The organism is Opitutus sp. sgz309028, assembly GCF_059821195.1.
In genome coordinates this window covers 718,052-735,567 of record NZ_JCAMRR010000002.1, presented here as the reverse complement: position 1 = coordinate 735,567, position 17,516 = coordinate 718,052, and the positions used below count along the sequence as shown (strand labels likewise).

At 65.0% G+C, this 17,516-nt stretch carries 15 protein-coding genes; 8 read left to right on the top strand and 7 right to left on the bottom strand.

Annotation, left to right across the window (positions count from 1 at the left end):
* The first annotated feature begins 92 nt into the window (after positions 1-92).
* From AC6RV7_RS08850 to AC6RV7_RS08825, 6 genes are all read left to right on the top strand, one after another.
* Positions 93-1,367 carry a Glu/Leu/Phe/Val family dehydrogenase gene (locus AC6RV7_RS08850; protein ID WP_500093609.1) on the top strand — a complete coding sequence of 425 codons (1,275 nt, stop codon included), beginning with the start codon at positions 93-95 and terminating at the stop codon, positions 1,365-1,367.
* Between the two features lie 318 nt (positions 1,368-1,685).
* Positions 1,686-3,002, top strand: coding sequence for a glycosyltransferase (locus tag AC6RV7_RS08845; protein WP_500093608.1), 1,317 nt, complete (start codon positions 1,686-1,688; stop codon positions 3,000-3,002).
* Positions 2,995-4,113, top strand: a complete 1,119-nt coding sequence (gene glf, locus AC6RV7_RS08840) for a UDP-galactopyranose mutase (protein ID WP_500093607.1) — start codon at positions 2,995-2,997, stop codon at positions 4,111-4,113. Before AC6RV7_RS08845 ends, glf begins: the two co-directional genes overlap by 8 nt.
* Positions 4,114-4,236: 123 nt before the next feature.
* The gene (locus AC6RV7_RS08835; RefSeq protein ID WP_500093606.1) at positions 4,237-7,071 is read left to right on the top strand and encodes a glycoside hydrolase family 2 protein; all 2,835 of its coding nucleotides are present in this window, start codon (positions 4,237-4,239) and stop codon (positions 7,069-7,071) included.
* A 68-nt stretch (positions 7,072-7,139) separates the two neighbouring features.
* Positions 7,140-8,435: a family 1 glycosylhydrolase gene (locus AC6RV7_RS08830; protein WP_500093605.1), complete on the top strand. Its 1,296-nt coding sequence runs from the start codon at positions 7,140-7,142 to the stop codon at positions 8,433-8,435.
* A gap of 5 nt (positions 8,436-8,440) precedes the next feature.
* Complete coding sequence (locus AC6RV7_RS08825) at positions 8,441-9,589, top strand: glycoside hydrolase family 1 protein (protein WP_500093604.1); 1,149 nt, start codon at positions 8,441-8,443, stop codon at positions 9,587-9,589.
* Between the two features lie 123 nt (positions 9,590-9,712).
* Here AC6RV7_RS08825 and AC6RV7_RS08820 read toward each other — a convergent pair whose 3' ends face one another.
* From AC6RV7_RS08820 to AC6RV7_RS08790, 7 genes are all read right to left on the bottom strand, one after another.
* Positions 9,713-11,044 carry a sodium:proton antiporter gene (locus tag AC6RV7_RS08820; RefSeq protein WP_500093603.1) on the bottom strand — a complete coding sequence of 444 codons (1,332 nt, stop codon included), beginning with the start codon at positions 11,042-11,044 and terminating at the stop codon, positions 9,713-9,715.
* A gap of 178 nt (positions 11,045-11,222) precedes the next feature.
* Positions 11,223-12,761 (bottom strand): putative Na+/H+ antiporter, encoded by a 1,539-nt coding sequence (locus tag AC6RV7_RS08815; protein ID WP_500093602.1) that lies wholly within the window; start codon positions 12,759-12,761, stop codon positions 11,223-11,225.
* 135 nt (positions 12,762-12,896) lie between these two features.
* On the bottom strand, positions 12,897-14,111 hold the full coding sequence (locus AC6RV7_RS08810; protein ID WP_500093601.1) for a DUF1015 domain-containing protein: 1,215 nt from the start codon (positions 14,109-14,111) through the stop codon (positions 12,897-12,899).
* Positions 14,112-14,250: 139 nt separating this feature from the next.
* A complete protein-coding gene (locus tag AC6RV7_RS08805; protein WP_500093600.1) occupies positions 14,251-14,499 on the bottom strand; it encodes a type B 50S ribosomal protein L31 in 249 nt (82 codons plus the stop codon).
* 20 nt (positions 14,500-14,519) lie between these two features.
* The gene (ykgO, locus tag AC6RV7_RS08800) at positions 14,520-14,645 is read right to left on the bottom strand and encodes a type B 50S ribosomal protein L36 (protein WP_012376436.1); all 126 of its coding nucleotides are present in this window, start codon (positions 14,643-14,645) and stop codon (positions 14,520-14,522) included.
* A 71-nt stretch (positions 14,646-14,716) separates the two neighbouring features.
* On the bottom strand, positions 14,717-15,271 hold the full coding sequence (locus tag AC6RV7_RS08795; RefSeq protein ID WP_500093599.1) for a YqgE/AlgH family protein: 555 nt from the start codon (positions 15,269-15,271) through the stop codon (positions 14,717-14,719).
* A gap of 45 nt (positions 15,272-15,316) precedes the next feature.
* Positions 15,317-15,790 (bottom strand): deoxycytidylate deaminase, encoded by a 474-nt coding sequence (locus AC6RV7_RS08790; RefSeq protein WP_500093598.1) that lies wholly within the window; start codon positions 15,788-15,790, stop codon positions 15,317-15,319.
* Positions 15,791-15,845: 55 nt separating this feature from the next.
* On the opposite strand from AC6RV7_RS08790, the gene AC6RV7_RS08785 reads away from it, so the two are divergent.
* Together AC6RV7_RS08785 and AC6RV7_RS08780 are read left to right on the top strand one after the other, a co-directional pair.
* On the top strand, positions 15,846-16,490 hold the full coding sequence (locus AC6RV7_RS08785; protein ID WP_500093597.1) for a class I SAM-dependent methyltransferase: 645 nt from the start codon (positions 15,846-15,848) through the stop codon (positions 16,488-16,490).
* Positions 16,487-17,509, top strand: coding sequence for an NAD(P)/FAD-dependent oxidoreductase (locus tag AC6RV7_RS08780; protein WP_500093596.1), 1,023 nt, complete (start codon positions 16,487-16,489; stop codon positions 17,507-17,509). The genes AC6RV7_RS08785 and AC6RV7_RS08780 overlap by 4 nt, the downstream gene beginning before the upstream one ends.
* Positions 17,510-17,516: the final 7 nt, after the last annotated feature.

Genomic DNA, 17,516 nt, shown 5'->3' with positions numbered 1-17,516 from the left:
TGATCGGGGAGCCGCTCCTGGTCCATTGCTAAACCGCTGCCTTTCTTCCATGTTCCCCGGAAACCTCAATTCGCGATTGCGAGGATCACGTCATGTCCAAAGTCATCGTTTCGTCGCTCTATGATTCGGATGTTTTCAAAATGGCCTGCCGGCAGTTCGACAAAGCCGCCGACGCCATCAATCTCCCGGAGAAGATCCGCGACCGGACGAAATACCCGCGGCGCTGCCTCGCGGTGGCGCTGCCGATCCTGCGGGAGGATGGCAGCGTAACGGTCTTCGAAGGCTATCGCGTCCAGCACAACCTCTCCACCGGCCCGTCGAAGGGCGGCATCCGCTTCCATCAAAACGTCACCATCGGCGAGGTCGCCGCGCTCGCGATGTGGATGAGCTGGAAATGCTCGCTGGTCGGGCTGCCCTACGGCGGCGCCAAGGGCGGCGTCATTGTCGATCCGCGGCAGCTGTCCGAAGCCGAGCTCGAACGGCTCTCGCGCCGCTACATGCAGGAGATGGTGAACTTCCTCGGGCCGCACGTCGACGTGCCGGCGCCCGACGTCGGCACCAACGAGCAGGTGATGGCGTGGATGATGGACACCTATTCCAACCACGTCGGCCGCAACGAACCGGCGATCGTCACCGGCAAGCCGATCGCGCTGGGCGGATCGCAGGGCCGCCGCGAAGCCACCGGCTCCGGCGTGGCGTATTTGTCGAAGCGATACCTCGAGGATCTGCAGATCCCGCTCCACGAAGCCACCGTCGTCGTGCAGGGCTTCGGCAATGTCGGCAGCGAGGCCGCCCTCGCGTTCCAGAATCACGGCCTGAAGGTGATCGCGATTTCCGATTATACCGGCGGCATCTACAACGAGCGCGGCGTCGACGTGAAGAAGGCGCTCGCCTACATCAGATCCGAGCGCACGCTCCGCGATTTCCCCGAAGGCGACGCGATCACCAACGAGCAGTTGCTCGCCTTGAAATGCACCGTGCTCGCGCCGTGCGCGCTCGAGCGCGTCATCACCTCCGAAAACGCCGCGTCGCTCCAGTGCCGCGTCCTCGCCGAGGGCGCGAACGGCCCGACCACCAACGGCGCCGATCGCATCATCGAGCAACGCGACGACATCGAGGTGATCCCCGACGTGCTCTGCAATTCCGGCGGCGTGATCGTCTCGTATTTCGAGTGGTTGCAGAACTTGCAGAACTACTATTGGACGCGCGACGAAGTCATGACGAAGCTCTTCGCGATCCTCGATCGCGCGAAGGACTCGGTCGATTACCAGATGCGGAAGTTCAAGTTCAGCCGCCGTCTCGCCGCGCAGACGCTCGGCATCCAGCGCGTCGCCGAAGCCAAGGCCGCGCGCGGCTTGTTCCCGTAAGCGGAGCGCAGACGCTCTGGATTTTCGCCTCGCGACCGACCACGCGGACGTGCCGCGCGAGGCGAGATCTTCCTGACAGCTCTGTCATTTTGCCCGATCTGTCGCGGACAACGCGGCATTTTGCATTCAGAATTTTTCCGAAAAATCCCTCACGGGATTAACCGGGCCTGATTCGCCGCGACTTACGCACGAGCGGCGCATGGCACGTGGTTCGCTAAAGGAGGAGCGCATGCGCACGCCTGCAAACCCCCTCATGAACCAACTCGCGTTTCGCCGGACTACAGGAGTCCCGCGCGTGCCGTCAAAGCACCTTCCCTTATGTCATCGCCTCATTCCAACCTCGTTTCCCTTTCCACGCTGAGTTCCCTTCTGCAACCGACGGCTCCCCGTGCGAACCGCTCCGCGAGCGCCGCCACGGCGGATTCGTCCGAAGCCACGCTCGCCCGCACCGCCCCGATCATTGCGCTCTGTCATTTAAGTTGGGACTGGGTCTGGCAGCGACCGCAGCAGTATCTCTCGCGGCTCGCCCGCACGCATCCCGTCCTCTTCGTCGAAACCTATTGCAGCGATACGCCCGTGACCACGGTCGCGCTGCGTTCCGCCGAGGGACATCCCAATGTCACGATTTGCGCCATGCACCTGCCCGCGCGCCGCTGGGCCGACGGCAAGTTCATCGATCGCGAGCGCCGTCGCGCACTCCAGCGCACGCTCGCGCAGGAGCTGCCCGGGCAGTTCGACGACGCGATCCTGTGGTTCAACGATCCGATGGCCGTGACGGCCTTCGCCGGCCATCTCGGCGAGTCGCTCATCGTCTACGATTGCATGGACGAACTCTCGCAGTTCAAAGGCGCGCCGCCCGCGCTGCTCGAACGCGAACGCGAACTCCTCGAAGTCGCCGATGTGGTGTTCTGCGGCGGCCGCAAGATGCGCGACCGTCGCCTGCGCCATAACGCCAACTGCCATTTTTACGGGACCGGCGTGGATTGCGTTCACTTCGGCCAGGCGCTTCGCGACACCACTGCGCTCGCGCCCGAACTCGCCGAACTCGACGGACCTGTGCTCGGTTACTTCGGCGTCATCGACGAGCGCATCGACTACGACCTGCTCGCAAAACTCGCCGACGCCCAGCCGCGTTGGCACGTGGTCATGGTCGGTCCGTTCGCGAAAGTCGATCCCGCCGACTTTCCGCAACGACGCAACCTGCACTGGCTCGGCGGGCGCCCCTATGCACAGCTGCCTTCGCTCACCAAGGGTTTTTCCGTGTGCCTCATGCCGTTCGCCCTCAACGAGGCGACGGAATACATCAACCCGACCAAGGCCCTCGAATACATGGCGGCCGGCCGGCCGGTCGTCTCCACCGCGCTCGACGAGGTGAAATCGAACTTCGGCAACGTCGCTCGCATCGCGCGCTCGCACGACGATTTCATCCGGCTTTGTCAGCGCGAAGTCGAATCGCCCTCCCGCACCCGCGTCGCGCGCGGCATGAAACTCGCCGCCGAAAACACGTGGGAGGCGAACGTCGCCAAAATGGAGGCGCACGTCGCCGACGCGCTCGCTTCCCGCCGCAGCCTCGCGACGGACGAAGCTTCCCCCGCCATGATCACCCTGGTCGGCAATCAATCCGCCTATGTTTGATTATCTCATCGTCGGAGCAGGCTTCGCCGGCAGCGTCCTGGCCGAGCGGCTCGCCCGCGCAGACAACAAGAAGGTGCTCGTGATCGACCGGCGACCGCACATCGGCGGCAACGCCTTCGATTGTCACAACGAGCACGGCATCCTGATTCACAAATACGGACCGCACATCTTCCACACCAACTCCGCGGAGATCTTCAACTATCTCTCCCGCTTCACCGAGTGGCGACAATACCAGCACCGGGTCCGCGCGATGGTCGACGGACGGCTCCTGCCGATTCCGATCAACCTCGACACGATCAACGAGCTCTACGGTCTGCAGCTCACGCCGGAAGGGATGAAAACCTACCTCGCGTCCGTCGCGGAAAAGCGGGAGCAAATCCTCACCTCGGAAGATGTCGTGGTGAACGGCGTCGGACGCGAGCTCTACGAAAAGTTCTTCCGCAACTACACGCGCAAGCAGTGGGGCCTCGACCCTTCCGAACTCGACGCGCAGGTCACCGCGCGCGTGCCGGTGCGATTCAATCGCGACGACCGCTACTTCACCGACACCTACCAGGCGATGCCCGCGCGGGGTTTCACCCACATGTTCGAGAACATGTTGGATCACCCCAACATCAAGATCATGCTCAACGCCGATTACCGCGAGGTCCGCGACGAGGTCGCGTTCGACCAGCTGATCTTCACGGGGCCGATCGACGAATATTTCGATTACCGTTTCGGCCCGCTGCCCTATCGCTGTCTCGAATTCAAACATGAGACCCATCACCGGCCGGTGTTCCAGTCCGCACCGGTCGTAAACTATCCCAACGAATACGCCTACACGCGGGTCACGGAGTTCAAATATCTCACCGGGCAGGAACATCCGCTGACGAGCGTCGTTTACGAATTTCCGCGCGCCGAGGGCGATCCGTATTATCCGATTCCGCGGGCCGACAACGCCGCGCTTTACAAGCGCTATCAGGCGCTCGCGCAAACCACGCCGGGCGTGCACTTCGTCGGCCGGCTCGGCACCTACCGCTACTACAACATGGACCAAGTCGTCGGCCAGGCACTGACGACGTTTACCAAACTCACCCACACCACGCGCGCCGAAGCGCTCGCCTCGGCCTAATTCCGCTGCCGTCGCGCGGTCTCCCTCGGTCGGAGGAGACCGCGCCGCCGCATTTCTCCGTTCCGTCGTTTCGAATCACGCGAAAATCCTTCGCCGGCCGACCACCGTCACGCGCTCTCCGTCATGTTTCCGTGCTCCGCCATCCCTCGTCCCGAATATCCCCGCCCCGATCGGCAGCGCGGCCTCACCGAAGGCGTCGATTGGCTCAATCTCAACGGCCCCTGGCAATTCCGCTTCGATCCGCAACGCCGCGGCCATGACGAGCGCTGGTTCGATCCGGCCGGCCCCGACTGGCGCGAGCAGATCATGGTGCCTTTCTGCTGGGAATCGCTCGCCGCGTGGGGCGAAGGCGACGCCGCGGGCAACGACAACTACTATTCCACGCGGGTCTTCCTGCGCCCGCTCGAGGTCACCCGCGAAAACCACCGCATCGCCGAGCGCCAGGAGGTCGGCTGGTATCGCCGCCATGTCCATATTCCGGATACGGCGGTCTGGCGGGATCGCCGCGTGATCCTCACGGTCGGCGCCGCCGATTTCGCCACCGACTGCTGGAGCAATGGCGTGGCGTGCGGCCGGCGCGAGGGCGGCTACCTGCCGCTCGAATTCGATCTCACCGACACGCTGCAGCCGGACGGCAACGGCGGCCGGCGCGCCACCATCGTCCTGCGCGTCGAGGATCCGATGGACAATCGCGAGCAGCCCGTCGGCAAGCAATGGGGCTGGTATACGCCCACCAGCGGAATCTGGCAGACGGTGTTTCTCGAGCCGCGTCCTTCGATCTACATCGACCATTTCCGCATCCGCACCGACATCGACCAGGGCCGCGTGGCGTTCGAACTCTTCTGCCACGGCTTGACCGACAACATTGCCGTGGTCGCCGACATCATTCCGCCCGAGGCCCAGCCGCATCGCGCCACCCTCGATCGCACCGGTGGGGAGATCGCCCGCGGCGACGCCGAAGTCTATCCCGTTTCACTCTGGGATCCCGGCGATCCGAAGCTCTATCGGGTGATCTTCCGCCTGCTCGAGGACAACCGCGAAATCGACGTCGTGCGCAGCTACTTCGGCATGCGCAAGATCGGCACCGTGCCGGCCGCCTCAACCGACAGTCCCGCGATGCTGTCGCTCAACAATAAGCCGATCTATCTGCGCGGAGCGCTCTACCAGTCGTATCACCCCGACGGCATCTACACCGCCGGCGACGCCCGCACACTGCGCAACGACATCGCGTTCGCGCGCGAGGCGGGCTTCGATTTTCTCCGCATCCACATCAAGCTCGATGATCCGCTGCTGCTCTACTACGCGGATACGCTCGGCATCCTGCTGATGCAGGATTTCCCCAACTTCGGCGAAGGCGGCGACACGCCGCTCGGTCGCCAGCGGTTTGAAGCGATGATGCGCGCGGGCATCGACCGGGATTTCAATCACCCGTCGATCGTCGCCTGGTGCATTTTCAACGAGACCTGGGGTTTCGGCGGCCAGACGGAGTTGATGAAGCTCATCATGCCGGCGACGCGCGCCTCGAAAGAGGAGAAGCGCAAAGCCGCCGAGAAGCTGGCCAACACCTCGTCCTTCCAATGGGTCCACGAAATGTGGAAACTCGCGAAGTCCCTCGACCCGACGCGCCTGATCGAGGACATGAGCGTCGTCGCCTGGGAGCACCTCGCCGCCTACGGTCACGTCGACACGGACATCAACTCGTGGCATTTCTACATCGACGACTACGACCGGGCCAAGACCCACATCGAGAACGTCATCGCCCAGACGCACCGCGGCTCGACCTTCAACTTCATCGAAGGCTACCAGCAGCGCGATGCGCCGTTGATCAACAGCGAATACGGCGGCGTCGGCGCGCTCGACGGCGACCGCGACGTGAGCTGGTCGTTCAAGTTCCTTACCAATGAGCTCCGCCGCCACGGACAGCTGTCGGCCTACATTTTCACCGAGCTGACCGACGTCGAATGGGAATACAACGGGCTGCTCAACTACGATCGCACGCCCAAGGAATTCGGTTATCCGCCGACCATCATCAATCAGGGCGACGTGCTGCCGATCAACGCCGCGCCCATCGCGAAAATCGCGCCCGGCACTGCGCTCGAGGTCGACGTGCTTTCGTCGCACTTCTCCCGCCGCCGCTGCGAAGGCGTGACGCTGCATTGGCTCTACTCGGGCATCGACACGCTCGGCACGATCCACCCGGAACTCGTGCGCGGCCGCGCACGAATTCCGTTCACGCACCACCGCGTCGAGCTCGCCCGTCAACTGTCGATCGTGGCACCGAGCCAGCCGATGCTTTGCACCTTGTCGGTCGCCGCCGTCCTCCCGGACGGCCAGACCGTAGCCGGAAATTACATCCAGCATTTCGTCCGCGACGGCGCACTCCCCGAACGCGACGAACAGGGCAACACCCTCATCCTCCGGCGCGGCGTCACCGACTGGACCGACGCGGAATGGACCGGCGGTCACAGCACCCGGGACGAGGCCGCCCAAGCCGGCAGCTGCCACGGCTACGGCCACGGGTTTTTCGAATGGGAGTTCATCGATGAGGTGTTGCCGATCCTGCATCGGGCGAAGCGCGTGCGTCTCTTTTGCGAAGTCTCGGCGCGCCGCAACGACACCCCGCAGACCGACAGCCACCGTTATCCAACCTATTTCGAGCTCCTGCTCAACGAGCTCCCGGTCCACCGGGCCTTGCTCCCCGACCACCCTCACGACGCGCGCGGCTCCCTCAGCTATCTACGCGGCGGTCGCGGGGCTTACGGCTACCTGATGCGCACGTCGCTGGAGGGCGCCCTCCTCCGACAGGTCGCGGCGACGGCCGCCCGCAACGGCACGCTGCGCCTGCGCTGCTCGGTCCCGGCGGCCGTGGCACCACATGGGGGCTTGACGGTTTACGATTTCGACTGCGGTCGCTACCCGATTTCCCCCACCATCGCTATCGAGTGGGAACAGGGCTGATGCCTTCGCGGTTTTCCCCACCCGCTGCACTGCAACCGGAGCCGGTCCCGCAGGTCTCCCCGGGTGCCATGGTGGACTTGCGCCAAACGGAGTTCTCCAAGTTCGTCGCTGCCGATCGGTTCCTGTGGTGCACCGGGATTGAAGACACCTTCATCACCGCCCCCCACGCCAAAACGGGCCGCACCCTCGACGAGTACGAACTGACGCAGCACTACGAACGCTGGCGCGAGGATCTGAATTTGATGCGCGAGCTCGGCGTCAATGCCGCGCGCTACGGCATCCCCTGGCACCGGATCAACCCGCGACCGGGCGTCTGGGACTGGCGCTGGGCCGACGAACCGCTCGAACATCTGCTGACGCTCGGCATCGCGCCCATCGTCGATCTGGTGCACTACGGCCTCCCCGCCTGGATCGAGCGCGCGTATTTGCATTCTGACTACCCGAGCTTCGTCGCGGAATATGCGACGCGCGTCGCGGAGCGCTTCAAGGGCCGGATCCACGCCTACACGCCGCTGAACGAACCGCGGATCACCGCCTGGTATTGCGGTCGCATCGGCTGGTGGCCGCCGTTCGAACGCAGCTGGCGCGGCTTCGTCGCCGTCATGCTCGGCGTGTGTCGCGGCATCGTGGCCACCTGCGAGGCCCTGCACGCGGTGGATTCCGAAATTCTGCTGACGCATGTCGACGCCACCGATCTCTACCTCGCCGCGCAGCCTGACCTCGAAGCCGAGGCGGCGCACCGGCAGGAGCTCGTGTTTCTGGCGCTCGACCTGATCGGAGGCCGCATCGATTCCGCCCATCCGCTTCACCCCTGGCTCCTCCGCCACGGTGCGAGCGAGGCAGATCTCGCCTGGTTCGTGGAGCACGCCGTGCCGCTACCGTTCATTGGATTGAACCTCTACCCGATGTTCACGCGCAAGACGCTCTCCCGCACGTCCGCGGGTCGCACCCGGATCGCGATGAACTACGCGAGCGGCGAGCTGATCGACGAACTCGTGCGCTTGTATGCGGCGCGTTACGAGGCGCCGCTCTTCATCTCCGAAACCGCGTCGGTCGGCTCTGTCGCGCGGCGGGCGCGCTGGCTCGACGATTCGGTCGCCGGCGTCCGGCGGGCGCGCGCCGCCGGGTATCCGGTTGTAGGCTACACCTGGTGGCCGCTGTTTGCGCTCGTCACCTGGGCCTACCGCCAGGGCGGCCGGCCGGCGGAATACTATTTCCGGCAGATGGGCTGCTGGGATCTCGACTCCTCGTATGAACGCATCCGCACGCCGCTCGTCGCCCGGTTTCGCGCGCTCGCCACCGGCGGCTCGGTGTCGGTCGGCCCCCGCACCGGCTCGCCGGCCATCGCCCTCCTGTCGCCTTGATCCCCATGTTTCGCAGCTTTTTCCTCGCAGGTTTTGAAGGCGCCACCGGCTACAACCGGCAAGGCGAATGGATCGACCAGATCGCGGCGACCCACCACGACCGTCATGCCGGAGAAGATTACCGCCGCCTCGCGGACGTGGGCATCTACGCTGCGCGCGAGGCCATTCGCTGGCCACTCGTCGACCGCGGCGGCAAATTCGATTTCAGTTCGGTTCACCCGTTCGTCACCGCCAGCCGGCTGCACGCCGTCGATGTCATCTGGGACCTGTTCCACTACGGTTATCCGCGGCGGTTGGATATTTTTTCCGACGCGTTCGTGCTGCGCTTCGCCGATTACTGTCACGAGGCCGCCCGCTTCATCAGCGCCGCGACGGCGGGCACGTGTTACTTCACCCCGGTGAACGAGCCGTCATTTTTCGCGTGGGCCGCCGGCGAGGTCGGCCGGTTTGCCCCGCACTGCTTCGGTCGCGGTCCGGAACTGAAGTTTGCGCTCGCCCGGGCGGCGATCGCGGGCATCGACGCGATTCGCGCCGCCGTGCCCGGCGCTCGCATCGTCAACGTCGATCCGCTCTGCCACGTGGTCCCGCCGCACGATCGCTTCGAGCTGCTGGGCGACGCCCAGGGTTTCAATTTCGGTTCCGTCTTCGAAAGTTGGGACATGATTGCAGGCCGGCTTCACCCCGAACTCGGCGGCAGCCGCGAGCACCTCGATATCGTCGGTATCAACTATTATTGGACAAACCAGTGGGAGCTCGGCCTGGACGAGTCGCCGCTCGCCGACGACGATCCCCGGCGCGTGCCGTTGTCGCGCCTCGTGCGGCGGGTGTGGAAACGCTACGGCGGGGAACTGCTCATCACCGAGACGGCCCATGTGCATGAAAAACGCTCCGCCTGGATCGACTACGTGGCCTCCGAGTGCGACACGCTGCTCGACGATGGCGTGCCGCTGCGCGGCGTGTGTCTTTATCCGATTCTCGGGATGCCAGAATGGCATTGCCGCGACGAGTGGGTGCGCATGGGGCTGTGGGATGTGCGGGACGATCATCCGACGCGACCGCGCGAGCTCTGTGCCTCGATGTGGGAGGCGCTGCAGCGCGCGCGCCGGCTCGAGGTCCGGCACCTCTCCGGAGTCCCGGATCGCTTCTGCGCCTGACGCCGCGCTAGCGGAAGGTGGCTCCCGACGTCCCGTCGGGCTGTTCGCGATTGCTGACGGGACGAGTCGCCCAAATCGGCCCGACCGGGATGTCGAGCTCCGCCTCTTGGCACGCAGCGGGAGCTAGAGAAACAGCCACCCGCTCAGCAGCAGAATCGGCAGGAGGATCGGCACGCTGTATTTGAAAACGTAGCCGAAAAACGTGGGCACCTTCACGCCCGAGCTCTCGGCGATGGATTTGACCATGAAGTTCGGCCCGTTGCCGATGTAGGTCATTGCGCCGAAAAACACCGCGCCGAGGCTCACCGCGACCACGTAACTCGGGAAATACGCGAGGAGGACCTGCACCTGCGCCTTCTCGTCCTCGCCCGCGCCGTCGAACTCCTGCGGCGCCTCGGCGATCGCCGAGGCCTTCGCAAGCTGCAGGAAATTCAAATACGTCGGCGCGTTGTCCAGGACCGACGACAAACTGCCGGCGGCGACATAATACTGCATCGGCTTCTTGAAACCGAACTCCTGGCCGTGCTGATCCAGATAGCCGAGGGCCGGCATCATCGTCGCGAAGATGCCCACGAAGAGAAACGCCACCTCCTTGATCGGACCGAAGCTGAAGGCGTTTTCCTGATGGACCTGCTTCGGCGTGAGAAAATATGAGGCCACCGCCGCCCCGATCATCACCAACTCGCGCAGGAAAAATTTCTCCGGCAGGAAAACCGCGCCGATGATCACGAGCAGCAGCACGACGTTGACGGCGCCATCGAAGCGCCAGGTGTCCGGCGCCTCAACCTCGCGCCGCACGGGCGTGGGCAGACGTTTGAAGTAGCGGCGATCGATGAAGTAGAAGATCGCGAGCACCGCCCCGAGCGTGGCCAGCCATTGCACCATCACGTGCTCGACCAGCCAGAAGAACGGCACGCCGCGCAGATAGCCGAGGAAGAGCGGCGGATCGCCGATCGGCGTCAGCGCGCCGCCAATGTTGGATACGACGAAGATGAAAAAGACGATGTGATAGGCCGTGATCCGGATCTTGTTCATCCGGATGTAGGGCCGGATCATGACCATCGACGCGCCGGTGGTGCCGACCAGATTCGCGAGCAGGCCGCCGATCGCGAGAAACGCCACATTCGTCCCCGGCGTAGCCTCGCCCTTGACCTTGATGTGTATCCCCCCCGCCACGACGAAGAGCGAACCGATCAGGCTGATGAACGAGAAATACTCGTGCGCCGTGTGCCGCGCGACTTCACCGCCCCCCGCGATCCGCAACAGATAATAACCGACCACGATCGCCCCGAGGCCGATCGCCACGTGCGGATAGTAACGTTCCCAGAAATGCTTCACGCGCGGTGGCGTGAGCGGCATCACCGCGATGAGCAGCAGGAGCAGCCCGAAGGGAAGGATCAGCGCCGGCGGAATCTCCACGCCGGTCAGAGACGCGAACACGAGAGAGGCGAGCATGGCGGCCCGACGCAACCAGTCCAGACGCCCTGCGGCAAATCAAAGGTCGTCAGCGGTCCCCGTTTGAATCGCCTCTGCTCCGGCCATTAACCCGCTTCATTTCGCGGCGACGTTACAGCTGGGTGCCGTGCGCGACCGCGCGAGCCGTGGTTCGCCGCGCGGCCGTGCGTCCCTAGCGTCACAACAACATAAACGCCGCCCCCATGATAGCGGTCGGCAACACCGCGCCGGCCAGCAAGCCGAGCGGCGAAACGCCTTCTGGAAAGTAGCGCTGGAGGATCGCCTGGCCCGCGGGATTCGGAGCGTTGGCGATCACCGTGAGACCGCCACCCGTCACCGCGCCGGCCACGACGGCGTATTTCAGCTCCTCGGTGAAGCCGGGGACCAGCGTCGCCAGATAAGTGATCGCCGCGTTGTCGTTCACCGCCGTCAACGCCGTCGCGCCAAGAAACAACGGCACCTCGCCGAGGCTTTTCAGCACCGGCTCGATCCACCAGCCCTGCAAGCCGCCGTGCACCACGAGGCCCGCCAGAAAGAAGCCAACCAGCAGCGGCGACTTGAGCTCGACTTGATTCTGGTGGTGCGCCGTCGCCTGCGCGAACGCCAGGAAGAACAGGAACCCGCCGATGAACAGCGCCGGATAGTGCGCCACCATCACGGTGAACGCCATGAACCCGATTTGCACGAGCGTGATCCACGCCGGGATCGGCCCACGCTCGGAGCGGCCCGCCCCACCCGCCGCGGCGGCTTCGCGGGCGCGAGTCTCATCGAGCCGGGCAAACTCCTTCCGGAAGACAAAGAAATAAAATGCCGTGGCCGCCACGATCCCGACCAGGGCTTTCCAGCCAAAATGCGTGAACATGTAGGGCATGTCCCAACCCCACGGCGCCGCGACCATCAGCACCGGCGGCGCCGCGAAATGCGTGAACGTGCCGCCGACCGACACGTTGACGAACAGCAGCCCGATCGTGGCGTAACAGAATTTTGGCGACGGCTTCAGCGCATAGAACTGCCGCGCGAGCAGCAGCGCCGCGATCGTCATCGCCGCCGGCTCCGTGATGAAAGATCCCAGCACCGGGGCGATGATCAGAATCGAGAGCCACCACGCCGCCGTCGAACCGCGGCCGATCGACGCGACCGCGCGCAGGCATTGTTCGGCAAACACGAGGACCGGTCGCGTCGACGCCAGCGCCATGATCACGACGACGAACATGGGCTCGGTGAAGTTCACGCGGTGGCCGATGTAGTCGATCACCGTCGGCCAGCCTTTGAACCACACGATCGCGCCGATCAGCACGAGCACCCACGTGCCGAAAACCGCCTCCACTTCGCCGAGGAAATGAAGGATCTGGCCCTTGAAACTCACCTCGTCCGGGACGTTGTCGCCATCGCGATCGCTCGGCGGCGGCGCCCGATCCTTCAACCGCGCGCGGTGCGCCTCCTCGACTTCATGCGCCCAGTGCCGGAACTTCGCGGTCAGGAAGGTGTGGATGATCGCGAGCAGGAAAATGACGCTCGCCACGACGTTGAAAGGCTCGGCCGCCGCGCGCGTGCGCAGATTTTCCCACACTCCGCCCGCGACTTCGCCATAGCTTTCCAGCGGCAGCGGAAAGGGTTCGCCGCCCGCGTTCGAAGCCGCGCTGGCAACCGCGGCAAATCCCGCCATGAATCCGATGGAGCCGAAAGTCCGCAGTAACTTGGTTCGGTGGAAGCGCATGCGGCTAGGCAACGCCCGCCGAATCCGTTGGCAAGCCTGCCCGTCCCGAAGCCGGACGATTGTGCTCCGCTCTCATCCCGCCACCCGCGGACCGGTGGCGATCGAACCACGCCGCCGGCCGCCGGTCGCTGTAGATCAGAACGTGTGGACGAACAAACCCGAGCGGAGCTTCGGCTCGAACCACGTGCTCTTTGGCGGCATGATCTGGCCGGCGTCCGCGATATCCATCAGCTGCGCGATCGTGACCGGATACATTGAAAACGCCACGCCGCCGTCGGCGTCCACGCGCTTCACCAATTCGCCCGTGCCGCGAATGCCGCCCACGAAATCAATCCGCTTGCTCGTGCGCGGATCGTCGATGCCGAGCAGCGGCGCGAGCAGCTTGTCCTGCAACACGCTCACGTCGAGCCGCGCCACCGGGTCCGCCTTCGCGTCGGCCGTGCATCGCAGCCCATACCATTTTCCGCCGAGATACATGCTGACTTCGCCCACGGCCGCGGGCGTCGGCGACGCGTTTTCCGTCAGGCCGAAGCGCGCTTTCACTTCCGCGAGAAACTGTTCGGGCGTGCGGCCGTTCAGGTCGAACACGATCCGGTTATACGGCAGGATCTTCAGCTCGCTCGCGGGAAACAGCACGCACAGGAACCAGTTGTAGTCCTCGCCGCCCGTGTGCTGCGGATTGCGTTCGCGGCGGAGCCGCGCCACGCGGGCCGCGCTCGCCGCGCGGTGGTGACCGTCGGCGATGTAGGTGACCGGCACGCGCTCGAACGCCTTCACCCAGTCGGCTCCGCCCGCGACGCGCCACACCGTGTGGCGAATGCCGTCGGGCGCGGTGAAATCGTGCAACGGCGCCTCCTGCACCTTCGCGTTCACCAGCGCGGTCACGCCGGCTTCGTCGCGATATGTGAGAAACACGGGGCCGGTGTTGGCGCTGAGCGTGTCGATCAACCGCGTGCGGTCGTCTTCCTTATCCTTGCGGGTCTTCTCGTGCTTCTTGATCAGCTCCGCATCGTAGTCCTCGACGTTGCACACGGCCACGAGTCCGCGCTGGCGATGCTCGCCCATCTGCTGCTGGTAAACGTAGAGACACGGCCCCGACTCGCGCGTGAACACGCCGTCGCGTTGCAATTTTTTAAAGTTTTCCGCCGCCGTCGTGTAAACGACATCCGCGTGCGGATCGGTGCCGGCCGGCAGGTCGATCTCGGCGCGGTCGACATGCAGCAGGCTGCGGGGCTTGCCGGCGGCGAGCGCCGCGGCCTCGGCCGTGTTGACGACGTCGTAGGGCACGCACGCCACTTCGGGCGCGAGCGCGGGTTGAGGAACCAGACCTTGGAAAGCACGAATGCGCATGGGAAAGGAGAAACCACGAAATACACGAAACACACGAAATCAGGCACAATCCTTTCTTTTCGTGTCTTTCGTGGTGAAACAAAAAAGCCCTCCGGTTCGGAGGGCTTTGGGAAAGAAGTCGTTTCGCTCGGCGGGCCGGTTACTTCCGACCGCGCTTGAACTTCGTCGTGAACTTCTCGACGCGGCCCGCCGTGTCGACGAGGCGCTTCTCACCGGTGTAGGCCGGGTGCGAGTCCGAGGTCACGTCGCGCGCGACGATGAAATACTCGACGCCGTCGATGTTCTCCTTGCGGGCCGACTTCATCGTCGACTTGGTCAGGAAGCGACGCCCGGTTCCGATGTCGAGGAAGCAGACGTTGTTGAGAGTGGGATGGCCTTCGGCTTTCATGGCGCGGGAGTTAGGTTAAATCAGCCCTGGCGCGCTTTGTAACGCGGCTCGACTTTGTTGATGACGTAGATCTTGCCGCGGCGACGGACGACCTGGCAGGCCGGGTGACGCTTCTTGGCCGATTTGATGGAGGAAACAACTTTCATAAAAGAGACCAAAACAGAGAGCGCCTCCTCCCCTGTCAACCTCCGTTTTGGCGCGCGCAGCGGCGTCGCGCTCAATTCAAGCTCGTGTCCTCAGGCTCCTCCGCCAGCAGCCGCCATTCCTCGCCCATCGCGCCGAGAATCGTGCGCCAGAGTCCGTCGCCTGGCGGCTGACTCAGCAGTTCGGCCGGCACGTCGGTGACCAGCCAAGTATGCTGCTTCAACTCGCTCTCCAACTGCCCGCCGGACCAGCCGGAGTAGCCGAGAAACGCCCGCAACTGCGTGCCCTCCTCCGCGATCAGCTGCGCGGCGCGATCGGGCTCGATCCCAAAATGCAGCCGAAACCCGTCGGCCTGCGGCTGCCATGCCACCAGCAGCAACTGCTCCGTTTGCACCGGTCCGCCGCGAAACAACGGCACGCCCGCCAGCGCGCCGAGCGCGAAATCGCCGTTCAATTCACCCAAACGTTTTCCCAACGGCCGGTTCAACACCACGCCCATCGCGCCTTCGGTCGAGTGAGCCGACATCAGCACGACGGTGCGGCGAAAATTCGGATCCTTCAGCCCCGGATGCGCGAGGAGCAACGAGCCCGTGAGGCTTTCCTTTCCGGCGTGATGACGTTCGCGCATGAGCAGGAGGGGCGAGCGCGTTGACCCCAACGCGCTCGCGGGGTTTCACAATTGCAAGATCTTGATCCCCGCATCCGCCATCATCGGCGCGACGAGCGGGTCGTTGTTGTAGTCGTGCCGATAACGGATCTCCGCGATCCCCGCGGCCGCGAGGATTTTGACGCAGTTGATGCAGGGATAATGCGTCACGTAGGCGACACAGCCTTCGACCGAGCTCCCCCGGCGCGCAGCGTCGGCGATCGCGTTCTGCTCCGCGTGCACCGTCGCTTGTTCGCGGCCGTCGCGCAGCCGTGACACGTGCGGCGTGCCTGGGAGGAAACCGTTGTAGCCGGCGGCCACGATGCGGTTCTTCCGATCGCCGCCCGTCACGATCACGCAGCCGACGTGCAGCCGCTCGCAGTTCGAACGGGTCGAGAGCAGCACCGCGGTCGCCATGAAATATTCGTCCCACGAGGGACGGTGCGGAAACTTGGCCGCAGCTTCGGCGATCAGGTCGACGGGAGTCGGGAGCTCGTTCATGGAAAACGCCTGCCATTGTGGACAACACCCCGAAACGGGCAACCTTCGTCTCGTCATGCAGCGCACGATTCGCCCCGAGCTGCTCGATAGCCTGCCCCCGCAGCACCCCGACGCCCTTCACAACCGCCGCGACCTGCGCGTCACCAACGGCGTCATGGGTAATCATCGCTGGTTCGAACGCGCGCTGCCGCCCCTCCTGCGCTCCGGCGAACGCGCCCTCGAACTCGGCGCCGGTACCGGCGAACTCGGCGCGCGCCTCGCGCGTCGCGGCCTGCAGGTCGACGGGCTCGATCTCTGGCCACGCCCGACCGAGTGGCCCGCGGGTCGACGCTGGCACCAAGCCGACCTGCTCGCCTTCGATGCGTTCGACGACTACCATGCGATCGTCGGCAATCTGATTTTTCATCAATTCACCGCCCCGGAACTCGCCGATCTCGGCACGCGCCTGCGCTCCTCCGTCCGCGTCATTGTCGCCTGCGAACCCGTGCGCCGGCGATTCTCCCAGTTTCTCTACGGCGTCTTCGGCCCCGCACTCGGCGTCAATCGCGTCAGTCTCCACGACGCGCATGTCAGCATCGCCGCCGGCTTTCAGGACGACGAGCTCGCCGTCGAGCTCGGCTTGGATCCCCGGCAATGGAACGTGCGGGTCGACGTCACGCTGCTCGGCGCCTATCGCCTGATCGCAGTCCGGGAAAAATGAATACGGACCGCCCCATCGAGATCATCGGCGGCGGTCTCGCCGGCCTCGCGCTCGCCGTTAACCTCCGCCGCGCCGGCGTGCCGGTCACGTTGTTCGAGGCCGGTGCGTATCCGCGCCATCGCGTGTGCGGCGAGTTCATCACCGGCCTTTCGCCCGCCGCACGAAAGCGGCTCGGGCTCGACGCGTTTCTTGAAGGCGCGGCCACGAACCGCGAGGTCGCGTGGTTCGCCCGCGGCCGATTCCTGCGGTCGCAACGGCTGCCGGAGGACGTTCCCGGACTCAGCCGCCACGTGCTCGACGCGCGCCTCGCACAGGCGTTCGTCGAGGCCGGCGGCGACTTGCGCACGCACGCGCGAGTCAAGCACACGACTGACGCGGCTGGACGCGTTTTCGCGACCGGCCGGCGCCGTGCGGTGTCGCCATGGCTGGGATTGAAAATCCATGCGCTGCAGCTCCCGCTGCACGGCGATCTCGAGCTGCACCTCGGCGACGAGGCCTACCTCGGGCTCGCGCGGATCGAAGGCGGCCGCGTCAATATCTGCGGCCTGTTTCGCCGTCGCGCGCTCTGCGCCAAGGGTCCCGATCTGCTGCTCGGTTACCTTCAAGCGGCGGGCTTGGGACCGCTCGCCGCGCGCCTCGCGCAAGTCCCGCTCGACGTCGCGTCGTTCACCGGCGTTGCCGCGCTCGAATTCGACCGGCGCGCCGCGCGGGCCTTCGAAGTGCGGCTGGGCGATGCGTGCGCGACGATCCCGCCGTTCACCGGCCATGGCATGGCGATGGCCCTGGAAAGCGCCGCGTGCGCGATCGACCCGCTCATCGCCTACGCGCGCGGCCAACGCGAATGGCCGGAGACGCGCCGCCTCATCAAAGCCTGCCTCCGGCGGCGGTTTCGCGTCCGTCTGGCGTCGGCGCACCTGCTCCATCCGTTTCTCCTCGAGCCGCAGCGACAGCGCTGGTTTTCGCTGCTCTCCCGCGCGCGCCTGCTTCCCCTGCGCACGCTTTATCGCGCGTTGCACTAGTCCTCCG

Coding starts and splice junctions, on each gene's coding strand:
- AC6RV7_RS08850 (WP_500093609.1), top strand. CDS start 93: ATGTCCAAAGTCATCGTTTCGTCGCTCTATGATTCGGATGTTTTCAAA.
- AC6RV7_RS08845 (WP_500093608.1), top strand. CDS start 1,686: ATGTCATCGCCTCATTCCAACCTCGTTTCCCTTTCCACGCTGAGTTCC.
- glf (WP_500093607.1), top strand. CDS start 2,995: ATGTTTGATTATCTCATCGTCGGAGCAGGCTTCGCCGGCAGCGTCCTG.
- AC6RV7_RS08835 (WP_500093606.1), top strand. CDS start 4,237: ATGTTTCCGTGCTCCGCCATCCCTCGTCCCGAATATCCCCGCCCCGAT.
- AC6RV7_RS08830 (WP_500093605.1), top strand. CDS start 7,140: ATGGTGGACTTGCGCCAAACGGAGTTCTCCAAGTTCGTCGCTGCCGAT.
- AC6RV7_RS08825 (WP_500093604.1), top strand. CDS start 8,441: ATGTTTCGCAGCTTTTTCCTCGCAGGTTTTGAAGGCGCCACCGGCTAC.
- AC6RV7_RS08820 (WP_500093603.1), bottom strand. CDS start 11,044: ATGCTCGCCTCTCTCGTGTTCGCGTCTCTGACCGGCGTGGAGATTCCG.
- AC6RV7_RS08815 (WP_500093602.1), bottom strand. CDS start 12,761: ATGCGCTTCCACCGAACCAAGTTACTGCGGACTTTCGGCTCCATCGGA.
- AC6RV7_RS08810 (WP_500093601.1), bottom strand. CDS start 14,111: ATGCGCATTCGTGCTTTCCAAGGTCTGGTTCCTCAACCCGCGCTCGCG.
- AC6RV7_RS08805 (WP_500093600.1), bottom strand. CDS start 14,499: ATGAAAGCCGAAGGCCATCCCACTCTCAACAACGTCTGCTTCCTCGAC.
- ykgO (WP_012376436.1), bottom strand. CDS start 14,645: ATGAAAGTTGTTTCCTCCATCAAATCGGCCAAGAAGCGTCACCCGGCC.
- AC6RV7_RS08795 (WP_500093599.1), bottom strand. CDS start 15,271: ATGCGCGAACGTCATCACGCCGGAAAGGAAAGCCTCACGGGCTCGTTG.
- AC6RV7_RS08790 (WP_500093598.1), bottom strand. CDS start 15,790: ATGAACGAGCTCCCGACTCCCGTCGACCTGATCGCCGAAGCTGCGGCC.
- AC6RV7_RS08785 (WP_500093597.1), top strand. CDS start 15,846: ATGCAGCGCACGATTCGCCCCGAGCTGCTCGATAGCCTGCCCCCGCAG.
- AC6RV7_RS08780 (WP_500093596.1), top strand. CDS start 16,487: ATGAATACGGACCGCCCCATCGAGATCATCGGCGGCGGTCTCGCCGGC.